The 18,115-nt window shown below is 64.9% G+C and carries 19 protein-coding genes; 12 read left to right on the top strand and 7 right to left on the bottom strand.

Features of this window, described 5'->3' with window-relative positions; genetic code table 11:
* The first annotated feature begins 137 nt into the window (after positions 1-137).
* The 3 genes from B1729_RS03540 to B1729_RS03550 all read left to right on the top strand — a co-directional run bounded on the left by B1729_RS03540 (position 138) and on the right by B1729_RS03550 (position 2,142).
* Positions 138-350, top strand: coding sequence for a hypothetical protein (locus B1729_RS03540; protein ID WP_163630737.1), 213 nt, complete (start codon positions 138-140; stop codon positions 348-350).
* Between the two features lie 251 nt (positions 351-601).
* A complete protein-coding gene (locus B1729_RS03545) occupies positions 602-1,477 on the top strand; it encodes a hypothetical protein (protein ID WP_163630739.1) in 876 nt (291 codons plus the stop codon).
* Positions 1,478-1,878: 401 nt separating this feature from the next.
* Entirely contained in the window at positions 1,879-2,142 is a 264-nt protein-coding gene (locus tag B1729_RS03550) for a hypothetical protein (RefSeq protein WP_163630741.1), read from the top strand.
* 289 nt (positions 2,143-2,431) lie between these two features.
* On the opposite strand, the gene B1729_RS03555 is transcribed toward B1729_RS03550, so the two are convergent.
* The gene (locus B1729_RS03555; protein ID WP_163630743.1) at positions 2,432-3,256 is read right to left on the bottom strand and encodes a hypothetical protein; all 825 of its coding nucleotides are present in this window, start codon (positions 3,254-3,256) and stop codon (positions 2,432-2,434) included.
* A gap of 99 nt (positions 3,257-3,355) precedes the next feature.
* Between B1729_RS03555 and B1729_RS03560 the strand changes: the two genes are divergently transcribed.
* The 3 genes from B1729_RS03560 to B1729_RS03570 all read left to right on the top strand — a co-directional run bounded on the left by B1729_RS03560 (position 3,356) and on the right by B1729_RS03570 (position 6,602).
* Positions 3,356-4,030, top strand: a complete 675-nt coding sequence (locus B1729_RS03560; RefSeq protein WP_163630745.1) for a hypothetical protein — start codon at positions 3,356-3,358, stop codon at positions 4,028-4,030.
* Between the two features lie 488 nt (positions 4,031-4,518).
* Complete coding sequence (locus B1729_RS03565) at positions 4,519-5,811, top strand: DUF1254 domain-containing protein (RefSeq protein WP_163630747.1); 1,293 nt, start codon at positions 4,519-4,521, stop codon at positions 5,809-5,811.
* Between the two features lie 266 nt (positions 5,812-6,077).
* Positions 6,078-6,602 carry a hypothetical protein gene (locus tag B1729_RS03570; RefSeq protein ID WP_163630749.1) on the top strand — a complete coding sequence of 175 codons (525 nt, stop codon included), beginning with the start codon at positions 6,078-6,080 and terminating at the stop codon, positions 6,600-6,602.
* 393 nt (positions 6,603-6,995) lie between these two features.
* Here B1729_RS03570 and B1729_RS03575 read toward each other — a convergent pair whose 3' ends face one another.
* Entirely contained in the window at positions 6,996-8,288 is a 1,293-nt protein-coding gene (locus B1729_RS03575) for a DUF1524 domain-containing protein (protein WP_239539378.1), read from the bottom strand.
* A gap of 350 nt (positions 8,289-8,638) precedes the next feature.
* Here B1729_RS03575 and B1729_RS20690 point away from each other — a divergent pair, with 350 nt between their 5' ends.
* Positions 8,639-9,607, top strand: a complete 969-nt coding sequence (locus tag B1729_RS20690) for a G5 domain-containing protein (protein ID WP_163630751.1) — start codon at positions 8,639-8,641, stop codon at positions 9,605-9,607.
* Between the two features lie 167 nt (positions 9,608-9,774).
* Here the strand turns inward: B1729_RS20690 and panD are convergent, their stop codons facing one another.
* Positions 9,775-10,308 (bottom strand): aspartate 1-decarboxylase, encoded by a 534-nt coding sequence (gene panD / locus B1729_RS03585; RefSeq protein ID WP_239525975.1) that lies wholly within the window; start codon positions 10,306-10,308, stop codon positions 9,775-9,777.
* A 161-nt stretch (positions 10,309-10,469) separates the two neighbouring features.
* Here panD and B1729_RS03590 point away from each other — a divergent pair, with 161 nt between their 5' ends.
* Positions 10,470-10,667 carry a hypothetical protein gene (locus B1729_RS03590; RefSeq protein ID WP_163618471.1) on the top strand — a complete coding sequence of 66 codons (198 nt, stop codon included), beginning with the start codon at positions 10,470-10,472 and terminating at the stop codon, positions 10,665-10,667.
* 335 nt (positions 10,668-11,002) lie between these two features.
* Positions 11,003-11,677: a TetR/AcrR family transcriptional regulator gene (locus B1729_RS03595; RefSeq protein WP_163618472.1), complete on the top strand. Its 675-nt coding sequence runs from the start codon at positions 11,003-11,005 to the stop codon at positions 11,675-11,677.
* Between the two features lie 36 nt (positions 11,678-11,713).
* Here B1729_RS03595 and B1729_RS03600 read toward each other — a convergent pair whose 3' ends face one another.
* From B1729_RS03600 to B1729_RS03615, 4 genes are all read right to left on the bottom strand, one after another.
* Complete coding sequence (locus tag B1729_RS03600) at positions 11,714-12,013, bottom strand: Dabb family protein (protein ID WP_163618473.1); 300 nt, start codon at positions 12,011-12,013, stop codon at positions 11,714-11,716.
* 66 nt (positions 12,014-12,079) lie between these two features.
* Complete coding sequence (locus B1729_RS03605; RefSeq protein WP_163618474.1) at positions 12,080-12,523, bottom strand: cupin domain-containing protein; 444 nt, start codon at positions 12,521-12,523, stop codon at positions 12,080-12,082.
* Positions 12,520-13,404: a fumarylacetoacetate hydrolase family protein gene (locus B1729_RS03610; protein ID WP_163618475.1), complete on the bottom strand. Its 885-nt coding sequence runs from the start codon at positions 13,402-13,404 to the stop codon at positions 12,520-12,522. The genes B1729_RS03605 and B1729_RS03610 overlap by 4 nt, the downstream gene beginning before the upstream one ends.
* A 49-nt stretch (positions 13,405-13,453) precedes the next feature.
* A complete protein-coding gene (locus tag B1729_RS03615) occupies positions 13,454-14,242 on the bottom strand; it encodes an SDR family NAD(P)-dependent oxidoreductase (RefSeq protein ID WP_163618476.1) in 789 nt (262 codons plus the stop codon).
* A 247-nt stretch (positions 14,243-14,489) separates the two neighbouring features.
* Between B1729_RS03615 and B1729_RS03620 the strand changes: the two genes are divergently transcribed.
* The 3 genes from B1729_RS03620 to B1729_RS03630 all read left to right on the top strand — a co-directional run bounded on the left by B1729_RS03620 (position 14,490) and on the right by B1729_RS03630 (position 17,943).
* Entirely contained in the window at positions 14,490-15,881 is a 1,392-nt protein-coding gene (locus tag B1729_RS03620; RefSeq protein WP_163618477.1) for an FAD-dependent oxidoreductase, read from the top strand.
* Between the two features lie 12 nt (positions 15,882-15,893).
* The gene (locus tag B1729_RS03625) at positions 15,894-16,319 is read left to right on the top strand and encodes a Rid family hydrolase (protein ID WP_163618478.1); all 426 of its coding nucleotides are present in this window, start codon (positions 15,894-15,896) and stop codon (positions 16,317-16,319) included.
* Between the two features lie 175 nt (positions 16,320-16,494).
* Entirely contained in the window at positions 16,495-17,943 is a 1,449-nt protein-coding gene (locus B1729_RS03630; RefSeq protein WP_204260097.1) for an APC family permease, read from the top strand.
* Positions 17,944-18,115 lie beyond the last annotated feature (172 nt).

Raw genomic sequence — 18,115 nt, forward strand, 5'->3', positions numbered from 1 at the left:
GCGGTCGAACTCCTTGAGTCCAGCCGGGAGTCCTGGCGAACGTTGCTCAGCTAGCGCTCGTCACGGGGTGAGCATCGGCCGAGCCGACCGAAGAACGTGGACCGCAGTCGATCGTCTGATGGTCGAACGGTGGCGATGTGCAGGTTGTCGTGATCGGCACGTGTCACGGAGATCCCGTCGCGACGGTCGAAGAGGACGACGAGACGGTGATCATCACCGTCACCTCGACGCTGGGGTCACCCGGCGCCGCGTGCCAGGAGAGCCTTCAGATCGCACTAAACCGGCACCTCGGCGATCGCGATGTGATCGACGGCGTGACCGGCGAGGCGCCTCCGGGCGTCGAGGGCTGACAGCGCCGGCAGATCAACCCCCAGCCGTTGCCACATCAGAGCAGGCCAGCAGATCCTCAGAGATCGCGGGAGTTCGACGCTTCCGAGCGGTTTTGACTGCACGGCACCGCACCATCACCGTGCTTCGCACGCATGAGGATCCCGAACAGCAAACGATCCGTGGGAGCAGCGGGCGGGTGGCGCAGCCACCATCAGTGGTGTTACCTGATCAATGTAGACGTCGAAGATTTCGTGTTCCCCGGGGGGTGGACATGGTACGGATCACTTCGCTTTCCATCGCGTACGCCGTCGCGGATCGCGGATGGAGCACGACCGGCGACAACCTCCGCCTGATCGTTAACGTAAACGGCCGAGACATCCTAAGGCCGATCCTCAACGGCGTCCGGTTCGGCCTCCTTACGGGGGTGGCGGAGCCGGCTGGGCACCGTGTGACCAGGAGCCAGCGCGGGCTGCCCCGCGAGGGCTTCGCGCGCGTGTTCACCGCCTCGAAATCCCCTCCAAGCACCGGGGACGACTGGCTCGAGTACCCCGTCGACCTCGACACGGACCAATTGACGCCGTTGTCGCTGCGTCTCGAGACAAGCGGGAGTGACCTGCTTCGATTGAGATGCCTTCTCCTCTGGGGTACGAGCCAGAACGGGACTGTCATTCCCCTTGCCGCCCTGGCGGATCCCCCTCACCTCAGCAACGACACCGACGAAGGCGTCGCCTCGATCCCGCTCGGCCTCGCCGCACTCACCGATGACTTCACATCCTTCACCGAAGTGTTCGCTTTCATAAAGATCGGTGCGGACCGTAATTCCCGCACCAAGTCTCCGGTTTCATTGCGCTTTTCCGGTCCCGACGGCACGCTCATCGCTGAACCGGCTCTCGATGGGTTTGCCGATCTCGAGTCCAGCCCCGGAGATGACGAGCGATCGGCCGATGTCTGGCGGCTGCAGAATCTCCCGCCAATGCAGCGAGTTTTTGACCCCGCAGGTCCGCTGAAAGTCGTCCTGCGCGTCGACGGCGAGGACAACGCGCAGATCGAGCGTGTCGTGCTGTTCGGCGTGGATCCCTCACGCCGCGAGGCGATGCCCGTGCCTATCGTGAACTTCTCGCCGGTTACCAGCGGTGCAAATCCTTGAGTGGGTGCGCGAAACGATATATCGGGGCGTGATATGCGTCTACCGCTCTGCTTCATCGTGAACGGCCATTAGCCGCGCTGACCTGTGCGCCGTTGAGCCATGTGAGGCGATCGCGAGGGACAAGACACCTTCCTCGCGCTCTTGAAGAAACTGGCGACGAGGTGATCACTCTTCCCCGGTGCGCTCCCACCGCCGGAATGACCGCATTCCATGCGCCACCCCCAGGCGGATGATTCAGTAGAAGAAGAGGAACATCGGGATCAGACTCAGGATCGAGGCGCTCATCACGATTGCCCAGTAGAGAAGCACCTGGTGGGGATCCGAGAAGTCGAAGGCCATGTCATCACCGAAGCTGCGCCGAACGACGCACACGGCGCAGCCCACATTCGTAGGGTGTCCGCGTGCCGATCGACGACGCACGTCATGGTCTTCTCAGAGGGCGATGCCCGTTGAGGGATCCCTTCCGCGCGGACGCCGCCGACGACCATCCGCGCGACGGTCATCGGGGGGCTCACGCCGCGGACGCCGCGCCGGTGCAGGGTCGCGAACTGGCCATCGTCGAGCGTCTGCTCACCTCGGGTCAGGTCATCGAGCGGGTGATCCGGGACGCAAGCCCCACCGCCTCGGGGCCACCGCCAGCAACGCGGAGGTTCTGCCCCGCGTGATCGGCGCGGGTGACGCGGCCCAGCCGATCGAGCAACCCGCAGGCGTGACGAGGTAACCGACAAGCCCGGTCCTCGACACCAGCCGGAGCCCCTGAAGCCACCCATCAGGGAAGGCCGGGGGCTTCGGCGTATCCGGATGCAGCCGGTTCACGCGGCCTTCGAGCGTCTGCGCGCGCTCACACGAGGCCACGGAAGCCTCTCCCTTGATTTGAGAGGGCGGAGGGGTCTTCCAGGGCCTCCCACCCATCACGAGATCAAGGAAGACCCCGCGGAGCGCCGCGCCTGGGCATCACGACGGGGACCAGGTCCACGGAGGCGCAGGCAGACCCGGAGCGCGACCCTCGTCAGTACGAGGCAACCTCGGCGCTTGCTTCGGAGTGCCAACGCTCCCGACGCGCTGGTTCCAAAGCCCGATCGCATGGTCGAGCACTTCAGCAGCTCGCAACTGGTAGTAGCCGAATGCCTCGCGGGGGACGTACATCTGCACGCGGCCCTCTCCGCTGGCGTCAGTCCCCGAGGCTGCGAGAATCGCCCAGGGCCGTCCGTGGGCCAACCCGGACAAGAGAGCCCAGAGCGACACCAAATCACTCTCGCCAAACCTCTCGTCCAGGTCCTCTAAGGCACTGGTCACGTTGTACCGGCTTGACTCGAAGCAGGCGCGCGTGAATCCAGCCCTCTGACCCGCTTGCAGTAGTTCGTTGCGGCGCGTGTTGTACCCGTCCCTACCCGTCTGGCGCTCAAATCGGAACTGATCGTATGAATCCTGGAGCGCCAGCTGCACCGTGCGTTGAACGCGCGTGTTCACGTCCTCGGGCGTCAGGAACCACGCGACGGCGCTGGCCGCCTCGAGAGCGGCCCGCACTAGGACGGGAACAGCGGATGGGGGCGCACCAGCCTCCTGCATCCTGAGCGCACCGGCCAGCTGCCATAAAGCCGTCTGGATGTGGAACTGCGATGTCGTGTTCGTGACGGCTGTCCCGATGACCTCGTAGTCGGCGCGAAGGTCGCAATCCTGACGCCCGACGTTGAACCTCGTGATGTCACGCACGAAGTCGTCAAGTTCGTTCAGCCAGCCCGCATATCGCGGGCTCATCTTGTCCGGCGACTCGACCATGCGAGCGACGCTAGCGCAAGGAAGCCCGAACAAGCTTCCGAGGCGGGCCAGCATTCGACGCTTCCATGCCGCATCGTCACTCGTCGCTAATGTGAGGCCATGACTTTCGGGACTGCGGCTGACGCAAGCGCCGGTTTTGACTGGGGGCTGTTTTGGGCCATCGTCGCGGCGGTGGTCGGGACGCTCGCGCTCATCGGCGTCGGGTTCCAAATCGTCGGCTACTACCGCGACCACCCCAAGCGACGGATCGAATGGTCCGCGACTGCCCGCCGGTTGCTCCCCGCAGACCTGAGGCCCCATGAGTTCGAAGTCAGTTTCCGTGGCGTCGAGATTCGCGATCCGTACATCGTCGAACTGCGCGTCCGCTCAAACAGTCGCGCCGACATTCCGTCGCCATCCTTCGACGCCGGGAAACCGATCACGTTCCAGATCGGACAGCGTGACCCGATCGTCTTTCTCGACGACTCGGAAGCGCGGGGCATCCGCATCGTTCCGTCGTTCGAAACCAGAAACGGGACTAACGACGTGTCGATGTTGATCGAGCCTCAACTGATCCGCAGGCGGGCCTCAGCAACGATGTCATTCGTTGCCAGCGGCCTACCCGACATCAAGTTGGGCGAATGGCCACTAGTCGATGTGGATGTGAAGGCGGCGGACACCGCCGGAGTTGCCCGGCGTTCAGGACGCTTCTTGAGGGAGGTCCTGCTTGGTGCTGCGGTCGCGGCAACGGGTGGTGTCATCGTCGCGTATATAACGAGCGCATTCCTCAGCTAGAGTCGCGGACTTCCCGGCTGGTTGTGCTCGGGTCGTGGTGCGGTTGACTACGCTCAACCCGCGGGGCCCATCGAACTGGCGTCTGACCTTCGGTTTTCAGCCGGGTCGGGCGTCCGGCTGCAAACCTCGCGATGAGGCACATCGCCGCCCTCGCCACAATCCGACGTCGGCGAGAGTGCACTCTCGCCGTGCGACTAGGTGGGCAGGCGGCCTTGACCGCTGGCTCGCTCAATGATGCTCGAACCTTCTTCTCGGCGTTCGACCGCGCGCCGAAGCAGCATCACCGTCGCCGACCGCTAGCGGTAGTAGTTGAACGTTCCACCACAGCTCCTACAGCCGTCGCGGCGCGTTCAGAAACTGCGTCGGACGCCGACGCACATCGCAGCCCCAAGCGCGGTGAGCGCCCGTGCTCGTATTGGTGCCCGCGAAGGGATCCGATCGGGCGAGAAATCTGACGTGCGCGATGGTGCTCGGATAGCGTCGGAGTTATGACTGATGCGGCAGCTCTCCGGTTGATCGCCTGCGACGCGTACACCTTCGGGTACGCGATGATCGAGAACTACCGCACCCTGTACGAGCAGGCCGTCGACGTCCAGGATCCGCGTTTCACCGGGGGTTTCGGTACCTACCGGCACTATTCGGAGCCGTTCACACCGGCGAACACCGATATCGTGACGCCGAACAACGACACCCCGTACTCGTGGGGGTGGTTCGATCTGCGGGCGGAGCCGTGGGTGATCACTGTGCCGGCGATCGACAGGTTCTACAGCCTCCCGTTCCACGACCTCTACACGGTGTACGCGGGTTACGTCAGCGCGGCCACCACCGGCACCGGTGCTGGCCGCTATCTCCTTGCTGGGCCGACATGGACGGGCGGCACGCCCGAGGGGTTCGACGGGGTGACCACCGCCTCCGCGGAGTTCGTCGGCTGCCTCGGGCGGACCGCGTTCACCGATGGGGATGTCGACGAGCTGCGCCGCATTCAGCATTCCTATTCGGCGGTCCCGCTGTCGGAGTACCTGGGCGCCCCCGCACCCGCCGCCGAGCCGCTGTCGTGGCCGACCTGGGACGAGGCCGCCGCCACTGACATCCGCTTCTATGACTTTCTCGACTATCTCCTGCAGTTCGCGCCCGCGCTGGAGGAAGACCGCGACATCAGGGATCGCATGGCATCGGTCGGCCTCGATGGTGGTGGCGCGTTCCGCACCAGCGGCCTCGATGACAACCAACGGGCGACATTCGAACAGGGGCTGGCCGACGGCATCGCGCACCTCGACGACGTCGCATCCCATGCTTCGACTTCGACCGGGTTGTTCGGCACCCGGGATGAGATGGCGGCCGCGTACGACAATCGCAACGTCGGTGCGAAGAAGGGACTCTATGGGCTTCCGCCGGCGATCGCCTGGTACGGCGGCTGGCTCGTCGACTCCGCCGGCAACCCCATCACCGGCGCCACCGAGTACACGATCACGTTCACCGCCGATCAGCTCCCCAGAGCCCGGTTCTTCTGGTCGGCGACTCTCTACACTCTCCCGCAGCGGCTGCTCAGCGCCAACGAGATCGACCGGTACTCCATCGGCGACCGCACCCCCGGCGTCCACTATGGCGACGATGGGTCGCTCATCCTCCACGTGCTGCACCGCCGGCCGGCCGATCCGCTCGAGGCCGCGAATTGGCTGCCCGCCCCGGCGGGCCCATTCACCGTCATCATCCGCGCTTACGGCGGCGACACCGCGATCGCCGAGGGCACCTACCGCCTACCCCCCATCACGCCACGCTGACCCACGAGGGCCGGTGCCCCGCCGAAGGACGGTTTCCGCCATCCCCTCCTGCACTTGCCCCTCGCTGCCGCGCGCAGATCCTTGCGGTGGCTCACCAACAACGCGCAGGCCGAAAGCACGTGGATGGTCCCGCTTTCGCGCCTGGCCCGATGAGCGATGGTCTACTCGACGGACCGCATCGGGATTCGGGACGAACAGCGCCCGATGCCCCTTTCGGAGCGTCGCCGAGCCTGCAATGCTCGCCTCACGTGATCAAGGGGGCCCGTATGGATCCGGAGACTTGGATCGCGCTCGCCGGAACCCTGGTCGCGTTGATCGGCATCGCGTCCACCGCAGTCGTTGCGCTCGGCGGCCTCGCGGCCACCGTCTACCTCTCCCGGCGCGCATCACAATCGGACGCCAAGAAGCGTCGGTATGAGGAGTTCGCCGCCGAGTACACGAGACTCGACGCCCTGTTCCTCGCCGCCATGTCGGTCTTCGTCGAGATTGCTCAGGAGGACGAAGAGTCCGACCACGAGTACGCAGCCCGAATGCGGGTCAAAAACGAGAAGTTCATGAAGCAGATCAACGCTCTGCAAGCCGGGCTCGAAGGGATCTTGATGCGCGGAGCTCCCGACGAGGTATCACAAATCGGCATCGTGTGGACGATGGTCGCCATCGAGGCCTCAGAACTCGTCATGGCCCCCGAGCGTGCTCCGGGCGAGCGTGTACTGCTGCTCTTTGACCAGCACACCGAGTTTCTCGTGAAGGCCAAGGCCCATCTCGCGAGCCTCCGTGAAGGCGGCATTTAGGCATCTACGCGCTTCGCAGTCGTATTCGTGGCCCTTCGGACCGTCGCCATCGAAGGTCGCCGGGTCGTCCGCCCTCGGGGTCGGCGCGGATCGCGGCGGACGACGAAGACGAGGCTGTTCACGCCGTCGACCACTCGTACCTATTCGTGTCCATTCCTGGCCACTTAGACGCACGAAGAACCGCTGCCATGTCTCAGGACATCGGTGACGAACCCGTATCAGGACATCGGTGACAGTTCGGGGTTCGTTGGTGGTGACACTTCTCCTTTATTTGTGAGGGTTGAGCCGCACGGGAGACAGGATGCGCCGCGCCCAGACCCGAGCGGTCCCATCGGTTCGAGGTAGCGGACAGCCTGCCCGTACGAGGATGGGGGGCGTGCGTGGTCACGCTGGTCAGGTGTCGCAGCCGACGCCGTCCTTATCCCGATCCAGGTGCGGGCCATATCCAGGCTGGCCCTGATGGATGGGTGCCGCGCCCGCGGCGCGGACAGCGTCGCAGTTCTTGTAGTAGACCTCCGCGGGCGCCGGGGCCACAGGTGCAGGCGCGGGTTGTGCGGGCGAAGGCTGAGCGGGGGTGGCCGGTGCCGGGGCGGGCGCGGGTTCCGGTGCTGCTTCGGCGACGGGCGCCGCAGCGAAGGTGGAAGTCAGCGCCGGCTGATCGGGGCAGGTGTTGAGAATGTTCGCGATCGCGTCGTGTTCGGCCTGGGTCACCCACAAGCCGTAGTGGGCTTTCACCGACACCTGGCGCGCGACGTACTCGCACCGGTACGCCCGGTTCTTTGGCAGCCATGTCGCAGCGTCCCCGTCGCCCTTCTGAGCATTCGCGGCACCGTCCACGGCGAGAAGGTTCAGCGGATCATTGGCGAAGCTCGCACGCTGGTCGGCGGTGAGCTGCTGCGCACCCTTCTGCCAGGCGTCGGAGAGCGCGACAACATGATCGATCTGCACGGCAGCGGAGGTGTCTTCGCCGCGAACGAAGGTGATGGTCGTCGCTGTGTAGGGGTCGGCGAGGACGCCGCCGTACACGCGACAGGTGCTGTGTTTGGTCACGTCGGTGAGGTCGCGGGCGAGAATGTCGTTGCGGGTGTCGCAGCCGTTGCGGTCCACATCCAGCCAGCGCTGCCCGAACTGGTCGCGGTCATACCCAGTCTTCGGGGCACGACCCTTCACCTCGAGCGTCGCCAGCACCGAGCGCGCGGACCGATTTGCGGTCGCACCTGCGTTTGCGACCGTCTGAACCTGCCCCGCGAACGACTGGTCCGTGATCTCGGCGTCGACAGGCTCGGCACCGGCATTCGGCGTCGTCTCTGGTGTGGCGGTCGGGGTGACGGGAGCCGAGATCGGTGCCGGCGCGGCTTCACGGCCCGCCCCAGCGGCGGCCGGGTACACGACAGATGTCATCAACCCGGCGGCGAAGAACACCACCGCGGCCGCCGCTGTCGCGACAATCGCCGTGTTGCGGGAGCGGAACCGCAACCATGTTCGCGTGCTCTTGGCGAGCGCGACGATGCCAGTGATGAGGACAGTGAGCGCTGCAGCGGCGACGAGCGGCGCGAGCAGGATCAGCAGCCCGAACGTGACGACACCGGTGATCACCCACAGCCAGACCGGAACCTGCTTACGCGTGCGCGCGGCCGAGCTCGCGTCTGCCGGCGGCGGCGGCGTGGTGTTGACCGTGGACGCCATCGTGGAGCTCCTTCGCGCGGGCGCAGTGGATTGAAGGCCATGAGTGCCGGGAAGAACGCCTTCCCCAGAAGGCGGCCTCACGCATGCTACCCGCCGCGTCGGGCAACGCCAGACACGTCTCGACCTCCGATCACGGTGTGCGACGTTCATGTGGCCATCGGGGTGGCCGCGACGCCGACTTACCAGCCTGCTTGCCCAGGCAGCGACCCGCCGTGCGCGCATTGCGGTCGTACCACCGGCGATCCTCAAGGTCTCGTCAGGTTTCGCCAATGCCGCGTCGCATGGGGCACATTTGGTTCGAGAGGTGGCGGATTGGTCGCTAGGGTCGGAGGGATTTCTGGGGAGATTCAATGACGACGCAGCCGCCTGGGTGGTATCCCGATCCGGTCAACGCTACCCGGCAGCGCTGGTGGGATGGTGGGGCGTGGAGCCCGCACGTCGCCAGCAACGGGACGAGCTGGGTCGAGCCGATCCCCGCCACCCCGACCCCGCCGGCGCAGCGTGGCTCCAGGCGGATGCCGGTGTGGGTGTGGGTCCTCATCGGCGCCGTGGCGCTGATCCCGGTCATCTTGCTGTCGCCGGTCGTGGCCGTCATCGCGCTGATCGTGCTCATCACCGGCATTGTGGCGCTGGCGAAGGGCACCCGGACGTGGCTTCGTCTCAGTTCGCGCAAGACCGCGATCGCAGTCACAGCGGCAGCTGCCGCAGTGCTGGTGGTGACCGGGAGCGTCAGCGCGGCCGTGCTGCCGAACACCGGCCGTAGCTCGAACGTTGAGGCGGCGCACTTCGCGGGAGAGTCATCGTCCAAGGAAGCGCGCTCCGACGAGTCCCGCTCGACCCCGACACCGACTCCGACCCCGACGCCGGTGACAAGCACGCGGGATGAGGTCGTGACCGAGGCGATCCCGTTCACCGAAACCTGGGTGGACGATGGCGCCCTTCCCGCGGGGCAGACACAAGTCCGCACGCCCGGCCAGAACGGAGAAAAGGCGCTGACCTACCGGGTGCACCTGCTTGACGGGCAGGAAGTAAGCCGCGAACTGGTCTCCGACGTCGTCACCACGCAGCCAACCACCCAAGTGGTCGCGAACGGCACCTACGTCGCGCCGCCACCGCCGCCACCGCCGGCACCCGCGCAGCCGGCGGGTAATTGCGACTCCAACTACGCCGAAGCGTGCGTGCCTATCGACAGCGACGTCGACTGCGCCGGCGGCAGCGGAAACGGCCCCTCCTACTTCAACGGCATCGCACGCGTGGTCGGCAGCGACATCTACGACCTCGACCGCGACGGAGACGGCTTCGCCTGTGAGCCCTACTAAGACCGTCCCCTGCAGCCGTCCCTTCCAGCGCGACGCTGCGCACATGAGACTGCCGCGCAGATCCCCGAACGCTCGCAACACGATCCTGAACGGGCCTGCGGCCGGATGTGGATAGTCATGTCCGGATGGATCTTGAGTTTGGCGGGCGGGTGGATGGATCCGGCTTGTCAGTTCTGCACGTGCAGGTGCGCTACCGCGTCGTCGACGCTGATCGCCGTGTTGCTGCGGTCGACATGAACGACGACCGGCTCGTATGAGTCGAGTTCGTCCTCGTCGTAACCGGCGTACGAGATCACGATGATGGTGTCGCCCCGGTGGACGAGGCGTGCGGCCGCGCCGTTGACCTGGATCTCACCGTCACCTGCGACGCCTGCGATCGTGTAAGTCTCAAAACGGGCACCGTTGTCGATGTCGACAACGTGAACCTGTTCGTGCTCACGGTTGTCCGCCGCCGCGAGCAGGTAAGGGTCGATCGTGATCGATCCCACATAGTTCAGGTCGCTGCCCGTGACAGTCGCACGATGAATCTTCGACTTCAGCATCGTGCGTCGCATGCGGACTGCACCTCCCGGTCTCGTGGGCGCGTCGCCCGCGCCAACACTTCGCCAACGCCTCGTTTCAGCCTCGCCCGTTGTGGGATGAGATGCAAAAATACCGTCACGAACAGCAACCACCGCGGAGGCGACGAAGTCGGAGCACACGCGCGGCGGGATCCCCCGCCCTCTCTGACGCCCTCTCTGCGCGCACTGCCGAATACAGATCGACCACTGGCGGAGCCTGAGTGCCGCCTTTCTCGAGTGCGCGCCCAGCCTGAAATGTCCCAGTCACCGCGTAACCTCCAGTCGGAGGAAGGAAAGCGCCGATGGAGATCGACTGGTCAGGGCTTATCTGGGAAAGCAGGTGGACCGCGCTCGAGATCCTGTGGAACTCCATCATCGTGAACATCGCGACTCACTGGTGGTTTGGCCCGCTTCTGTTCCTGCTGCTAGTAGCCGCGGGATGGAACGGTCTGGTTCGCCTGGGTCTCTACGTTGCCAGGGTGTTCGCCCACACTCAGTAGTCGCTCGCCTGCCGAATCGTCCACGCTTGCGAGCGGAGGTAACCCTCCGCGATAGGTCTGCCCGCATCCAGCTCGTCGGCGGCGGGAAGAATGTCCGCCATTCAGGCCACGCGAGTTCCGCCCGCGTGGCGGACTGGGCTGGTGTCGGTTCCCGCTTGACTCCGCCCAGAACCCTGTTCGTCCACGCTAGTTTGCGAACGTTTCTGACCTCGTGCGCGCTACTCTGCGCGTTACTACAGCCTGGCTCGGCGTCCGCTTGCGGCGTGGCCATGACGAGCCTTCCGAACACTCGTTAGGATGAAGCTTGATGTCACTCCTGACCGTTTGGAATCCTCATGTCTGACGCAATGTTCCGCGTTGATGCTCTAGAGAAGCTCCAGGCGACTCTCGCGGCTTTCGATTGGACCGGGTTGACGGACGGCCGTCGTCAGATCCTGGACGCGTTTCTTCGCTTGGCCACTACGACGGGCTACAGCTCGGTGACGATGCGGGCGCTCGGTAAGCAGGTGAATGTGAAAGCGCCCAGTTTGTATAGCCACTTCCCGGGGGGTCGGGACGAGCTTGTTGGTGCAGCGCTGCGGTGGCACTACTCGCAGTGGGCGGAGGGCGTCGTGGAGGTGCTCAGGGCGACGAACGATCCGAAGACGTTCCTCGATGTTCTGGTTGATCATCATGTGCGCAGTCAGCTGACGATGCTCGAGAACGACATGTTCGATCTACTGCTGGCGACTGATCGCATCAGTGGGATCTTGCCGGCAGAGACGCGTGCCGAGGCCCGTCATCTTGTCGGCTTGTACGACGCCTTGTACGTCGGGGTTATCCGGGATCTCGGGTACGAGGGCGATCTGTCACGTCTGGCGGCGGCGATCATAACCGTGCTCGATGGCGTGCGGTCGTGGAGCGGATGGGACGGCGATGAGGCGTCTTTGGGTGCAATCGTAGACACGGCTTCGCAGGTAGTCGGCGCGATGCTCGAATCACTATCTCGCGCACCCATCGACGTCCGATGACCAGACCGCCAACTTCGAACGGTTGGCAGTTAGTCGCTAGAAGTATGAGTCGACGATGGCGCGTTCAGACACGTGCTGATCCAGCTGGGACTTGACGGCCACGTGCAGCGGGTGACGAATGTACTCGTCGAGCGCTTCGGTGGACTCGTGGTGAGTGACAAGAACAAGATGCCAGTTCGTCGGCGTTGTGCCGAAGTCTGCGGCTACCCGCAGGTGTGTCAGCCCGGGCACGCGACCGCGCAGCTGCTCGAGGACGTCTTTTGCGAGCACGGCTTGGCCGTCGCGCTGTTCGCGGGAAGACCCGTTGAGCCGGAAGGTGACGACGTGCTGGATCATGAGTGGCTCCGCCTTCCACGGGCGGCGACGATACTGCCGTCGCCGCCCGTGATCATCGTTCAAGGGTCAGTCGCGGTAGTCGATCTCGATGTCGGCGACGTCTTCGTCGGGCAGGTTGATGACGATGTTGTCGGGCTGCCGAGCGGTGAGCCAGATGAGTTCCTGGGTGCTGCTGGCATTGCCCTCGATGTGCGGCATGTGAGGGGGGACGAAGATGAAATCACCCTCCTCGGCGTAGATGATTTCCTCGAATCGTTCTCCGAAGCGAAGGAAGGCGCGTCCCTGGAGGACGTAACCGCCTGTCTCCGCTTCACCGTGGTGGTGCGGATCTGATGCCTCGCCGACCGCGGTGAAGACCTTCCCGAACCACAGGCTCTCCACTTCGGTGTTGCGGGGCGTGACGCCGGCGTACCGGCGCGCTTTGGAGGTCTGGTCATGGTCGAGGAAGGGGAGTTCGTCCCGCTTCTGCACGCTGGGGCGCTTGTACTGGGTTTGCGGTGTGTCTGTCATGGCTTTCCTTTCACGGCGAGCGTGTCTTGAGTGCGGCTCTCGGGAGACGCTGTCGCGGGGTGCGGCTCACCGAGGCGTATGGTGTTGACGAGGTCGCCGATTCCTTCGATCCGGGTCGTCATGACGTCCCCGGACCGGAGGAATCGCGGCGGTTTCTGCACGAATCCGACGCCGCCGGGGGTGCCGGTGGCGATCATGTCGCCTGGCTCGAGTGTGAGGAATTGACTGAGGTATACGACTAGGTCGACGGCTCCGAAGATGAGGTTTGAAGTCGTCCCGTCCTGCTCGACCCGATCGTTCACGATGGTCTGCACCCGCAACCCGTCCGATGGATCCAGCTCATCGGCGGTGACGATCACCGGCCCGACCGGGGTCGACCGGTCGAAGTTCTTGCCCTGGAACCATTCCGATGTGCGACGTTGCCAATCGCGGACGCTGACGTCGTTGAGCACGGTGTAGCCGAGGATGGCCTCACGCGCTTGCTGCTCGCTCGCTCGCTTGACCTGGGACCCGATGACGACGGCCAGTTCGGCTTCCCAGTCGATCTCGGAACTCAGCGGAGGCAATTCGATTTCGTCTCGGGGGCCGATGAGAGCCGTCGCGACTTTGCTGAACAGCGTGGGCACGTCTGGGGGTTGCTTGCCGACCTCGGCGGCGTGGTCGTGGTAGTTCAGTCCGACGCAGATCACTTTCCCGGGCCTAATGACCGGCTGAGTAAGCTCGCCCGGCGCCGGTGCTTCGCCGGGCTCACTGCTCTGCTCACGCCAAAGCGGATCGCGAAGCAGTTCGTCCACATTGCCCGCCGCATAGAAGAAGGTGCCGGAGTCGTCCTGTCGAAACGCTCTGGTGGTCCCTCCGACGAGTGCCGTACCGAGCTTCACAGTCTCCCTTTCCTTGGTATCCGACCGAGGGCGTGCCGTCTCGGGCTGATCAGACGAGCGTGGCGCCGCCGTCGATCATGATGCACTGGGCGGTCATATAGTCGGAGTCGCTGGAGGCCAGGAACAGTGCTGTCCCGACGATGTCCGCGGGGTAGGCGTTGCGGCCCCGGATGATGCCCTTCTCGTACTCACCCAAGGCCGTTCCGGGTCGATCGATGTCGCCGATCTTGTAGAGGTCCTCGTCGAGCTTGTCCCAAAGGGGTGTGACAACGACCCCGGGAGCGAACGCGGTGACCGTGATGTCGTGCTGGGCCAGCGCTTTCGCTGCGGACTGAGTGAGGGAGATCACCGAGGCTTTGGAAGCGCAGTACGGCGCGAAGGTCGGAAATCCTTCTCGGCCGGCCATGGATGACGTGTTGATGATCTTGCCGCCGCTGCCCTGCGTGATCATCTGCTTGGCCGCCTCCTGGGTGCCGATCAGAACGCCCAGGGCGTTGACGTCCATCACCGCGCGGAAGTTGTCCTCGGTGACGTCGAGGAACTGCATCGCCTTGTTGTAGCCGGCGTTGTTGAACCAGGCATCCAGTCGACCGAACGTTTCGACTGCAGTCTGGATCGCCGCGCTCACCTCATCGCGATTAACGACGTTTGCGACCGCGTATACGGCCCGCCCACCGCCGTCCTGGATGCGCTGCACGGCGGCGGTCGCTGCGTCTTCGTTGAGATCTACAACGAGGATGCAGGCGCCTTCCCGGGCGAAGGCCTCAGCGAAGGCCAAGCCCATTCCGCTGCCACCTCCGGTGATCCCGATTACTTTCTGGTCCAGTCGACCGGTCATGGTCTCCGTCCTTCCGGCGCTTCTCTGCGCCATACGTGTGCTGAGCGTGCTGAGTGGGTAGTGAGATCGGTGGGCGCAGACTCTGGCGCTTCGACGATTCATGCGTTACCTTACTAACGATCGTTAGCAAACGCAACCTCCCGGCAACACCGTCGAAACTTGCGCTCACTAACGTTTGTAAGGCTTCGAGTTATGGCAGCTCTGTCTCACTCGATGCGTGTTCCCGTCCGAGAGAAATGAGACAGCTATGACCAACAATCCGGAACCAGACCGTACATCCGACGTCCTCGTCATCGGCGGTGGCCTCTCCGGGATGACGGCCGCGTACACCCTGACGCAAGCCGGCCTCACCGTGACCGTGCTTGAAGCGAAGGACCGAGTCGGCGGCCGCACGCACTCGGATGCCACCGTGCCCGGCGGCCCACTGGATCTCGGTGGGATGTTCATCGGTGCGACTCATCACCGGTCCCGCGCCCTCGGCGAGGCGCTCGGGCTGACGGCGGTCGCGGCGCGCCCGGAAGGCCAGATGTCATACCGGGTAAACGGGGACGTGGTTCGCGCGCCGGACGGCGGCTACCCCGCCACGTTCGGAAGCACGGACGGTATTGACCGCAAGCTCACCGCCGCGTACGCCAAGTTCGACGACCTCGCGGAACAGGTCGGCGCCGACGCACCCTGGAACAGCCCGATCGCTAAGGAGCTTGACGCCGTCACCGTCGCGACGTGGCTCGAAGCAAATGTGGAAGACCCGCTCGTGCGGGCCATCATGACCACCGACCTGAACATCATCGTCGGCGCGGACACTACCGAGATGTCGATGCTGTTCTGGGCGCAGTACGTCGCCAAATGCGAGGGGATGCATGCGCTGCAAGTCACCGCGCAGGACGCGCTGTGGTTGGGCGGCTCGCAGCAGATTTCACAGCGCATAGCCGAGCTTCCCGGAGTGACGGTACTCACAGAATGGCCGGTGCATTCGGTGGTGTACAGCGACGGGGAGGTTACAGCGATCTCACCGCGCGGCCAAGTGACGGCGCCGGCCGCGATCATCGCCATGCCGCCCTCAGCGGCCGCCACCCTCGTCTTCTCGCCGGTCCTGCCCCACCCCCGTCGGCAGTTGCAGAGCCGCGCGCCGATGGGCCGGGAGACGAAGGTGCAGGTTCGCTACGCCCGGCCGTTCTGGCGCGACGCGGGCCTGTCTGGCGAGATCTTCGACCTCGATCTCGGCTACCTCGCGCTGGACGTGACTCGCCCTGGAGACGAACAGGCCACCATCGTGGCCTTCATCGGCGGGCGCGACTACGACCAGTGGTCAAGTCTCGCGGACAATGAGCGACGTATCCGAATCCTCGCGTCCCTCGAGGCCGTGATCGGCGCCGAAGCGCGCGAGGCGGTCGGGTATTTCGAGACCGACTGGCCGACCCTGCCTTACACACTGGGCGCCCCTGTCACCGTGATGCCCCCCGGGCTGCTCAGCACCGTCGGGTCGGCTCTCACCGACCCGGTCGGACCGATCCGTTTCGCCGGCACCGAGGCCGCAGCAATGTGGACCGGCTACATGGAGGGCGCCGTCCAAGCCGGCGAAGCCGCAGCCTCGAGCATCCTCAGCGACCTCGTCCCCGCCGCTGTCGCATCAGTCTGAAGGGAAACCGACATGACCGACACCTTCTCCCGCGACGACTTCCACCGGTTGATCCCCTCCGGAAGCGAGCAAGACGCCGCTACCTACGGGCTCGCCCCCGGGCTGCGCAGCGGCGACCTGATCTTCGTCTCCGGACAGCTGGGCGTTGACTCCGACGGCACGATCCCTGCCGACGGCGCCCGCCAATCCGAACTCGCGCTCGACGCTCTCATCAATGTCCTCGCGGAAGGGGGCGCCACTCTCGCCGATGTGGTGCTGCTTCAGACGTTCCACAAGGGCGGGATGGCAGCCACCAACGAATGGTTCCTTCCCGTCAAGAACCGATACTTCCCCGCCCCGCATCCCGCGTGGACCGGCGTCGGCGTCGCCGACCTCGGCGGCGAAGGCGCCCTCATCGAGATCGGCGCGATCGCCCGCGTCGTGGCACAGCCCAACTAACCCCCGGGTATCACCACCGCAGCGGACTACTCGCCAACCGCTGACATCTCATCGACAATGCAGTACCTCACCAAGGAGCTCACCCCTTATGTCCGACTCAACCGCACCTCCGCCCATCGTCGCCACCGACTCTCCGTCGGACGTACCCGGCTCCCCCAAGAGGCTCACCGGGCGGATGACTGCCACCGCACTCGCCCTCAGTGTGCTTGCCTTCTCAGCACCCATCGCGACCGTCACCGGATTCATCCCGATCGCCATCGCCGTCAACGGCGAAGGCGCAGCGTTCGCGTTCCTCGCCGCCGGAGTCTTGATGCTGCTGTTCAGCGTGGGGTACATGGCGATGACGCGCTCCGTTCCCAAGCCCGGTGCGTTCTACACATTCGTGACCAACGGACTCGGGAAAGAAGCCGGTCTCGGGGCGGCATACGTCGCGACCGTCTCCTACTTCATCATCATGGCGGGGCTGTACTGCTTCTTCGGCATCTCCACCGTCGAACTGATCACCGGCTTCGGCGGGCCCGAGACACCGTGGTGGTTGTGGACGATCGCCGGCTGGGCATTCGTCAGCGTGCTCGGCTACTTCCACATCGAGCTGTCCGCCCGAATCCTCACCGTCGTGATGGTGTTCGAGGTCCTCCTCGTGCTGATCTTCGACGTCGTCGTGGTCGCCCAGGGAGGCGCGGAAGGCCCCACCTTCGCCGCATTCCTTCCCACCACGTTCGCTCAAGGCGACATGGCTGTCACCTTGCTGTTCGCGATCCTCACCTTCATCGGATTCGAGGCCACCGCCCTGTTCCGCGACGAGGTCCGCACTCCCAACAAGACCGTCCCCCGTGCGACCTACTCGGCGGTGGCCTTCATCGCGCTGCTGTACAGCGTCTCCGCGTTCGCGCTGACCACGGCGTATGGATCCAGCGCACAGGAGATCGCGATCAACGAGCCGGCCACCATGTTTACCAACGCGATCATGCAGTACGCCGCGCCGTTCTTCGCCCAGGTCACCTATGTTCTGGTCGTCACCTCGGTCATCGCGTCCGCGTTGTGCCTGCACAACATCCTGGCTCGGTACATCTTCAACCTCGCCGCCGATCGCGCCCTCCCGCACACCCTGTCGGCAGTGCACACCAAGCACCACTCGCCGTACCGCGCATCCAACGCCGTCGCCGGGCTGGTCGTGATTGTGCTTATTCTTCTTGCGGTGTTCGGCGCCGACGCGGGAACGATCTACGCGCGCCTCAGCGGACTGGGATCCACCGGCATCATCTGCCTGATGGTCCTGGTGAGCGTTGCGATCATCGGCTGGTTCGCACGGAAGCGGAAGGCCGCGGGCGAGAATGTGTTCGTCTCCTACATCGCCCCCGCTCTAACCGCACTCGCACTGGGTGTCATCCTCATCTTCGCGATCCTCCGATTCGACCTCGTCGTCGGTGGCGCGCCGGGCGAGCTGACCTGGCTGGTGCTGCTGCACGTGGTCGCATTCGTCGGCGGGGTGGCGGTCGCGTTGTACATGCGAGCCCGAAAGCCCGCCGTCTATCGAGGACTAGGACGGGCGGAGATCCCGGTCATCGACGCCATGATTGACGCGCAGAAGAGCCGGGCACGATCAAATGCCGTGAACCAATAGAGGCTGCCGCTTCGGCGATACAGTCACAAGGAAGTGGGACTGCGCGAAGGCTCGCGCAGTCCCACTTCGTCCGCCGATCACCCCCGCTCGCATGTAGCGCGTGCGTCAGCGGATCTGCGCGGCACGGCGGCAGGACACACGAAGTCCGTGCCGACGGCGCGGCCCGACACTC

It is taken from the genome of Microbacterium sp. B35-04 (assembly GCF_010634885.1).
Classification (GTDB): domain Bacteria; phylum Actinomycetota; class Actinomycetes; order Actinomycetales; family Microbacteriaceae; genus Microbacterium.

Bases quoted from the DNA above. Each gene is read 5' to 3' on its own strand.
- B1729_RS03620 (WP_163618477.1), top strand. From the start codon at position 14,490: ATGACCAACAATCCGGAACCAGACCGTACATCCGACGTCCTCGTCATC.
- B1729_RS03555 (WP_163630743.1), bottom strand. From the start codon at position 3,256: ATGGTCGAGTCGCCGGACAAGATGAGCCCGCGATATGCGGGCTGGCTG.
- B1729_RS03595 (WP_163618472.1), top strand. From the start codon at position 11,003: ATGTCTGACGCAATGTTCCGCGTTGATGCTCTAGAGAAGCTCCAGGCG.
- B1729_RS03570 (WP_163630749.1), top strand. From the start codon at position 6,078: ATGGATCCGGAGACTTGGATCGCGCTCGCCGGAACCCTGGTCGCGTTG.
- B1729_RS03605 (WP_163618474.1), bottom strand. From the start codon at position 12,523: ATGACAGACACACCGCAAACCCAGTACAAGCGCCCCAGCGTGCAGAAG.
- B1729_RS03560 (WP_163630745.1), top strand. From the start codon at position 3,356: ATGACTTTCGGGACTGCGGCTGACGCAAGCGCCGGTTTTGACTGGGGG.
- B1729_RS03630 (WP_204260097.1), top strand. From the start codon at position 16,495: ATGACTGCCACCGCACTCGCCCTCAGTGTGCTTGCCTTCTCAGCACCC.
- B1729_RS03600 (WP_163618473.1), bottom strand. From the start codon at position 12,013: ATGATCCAGCACGTCGTCACCTTCCGGCTCAACGGGTCTTCCCGCGAA.
- B1729_RS03575 (WP_239539378.1), bottom strand. From the start codon at position 8,288: ATGGCGTCCACGGTCAACACCACGCCGCCGCCGCCGGCAGACGCGAGC.
- B1729_RS03545 (WP_163630739.1), top strand. From the start codon at position 602: ATGGTACGGATCACTTCGCTTTCCATCGCGTACGCCGTCGCGGATCGC.
- B1729_RS03590 (WP_163618471.1), top strand. From the start codon at position 10,470: ATGGAGATCGACTGGTCAGGGCTTATCTGGGAAAGCAGGTGGACCGCG.
- B1729_RS20690 (WP_163630751.1), top strand. From the start codon at position 8,639: ATGACGACGCAGCCGCCTGGGTGGTATCCCGATCCGGTCAACGCTACC.
- B1729_RS03565 (WP_163630747.1), top strand. From the start codon at position 4,519: ATGACTGATGCGGCAGCTCTCCGGTTGATCGCCTGCGACGCGTACACC.
- B1729_RS03615 (WP_163618476.1), bottom strand. From the start codon at position 14,242: ATGACCGGTCGACTGGACCAGAAAGTAATCGGGATCACCGGAGGTGGC.
- B1729_RS03625 (WP_163618478.1), top strand. From the start codon at position 15,894: ATGACCGACACCTTCTCCCGCGACGACTTCCACCGGTTGATCCCCTCC.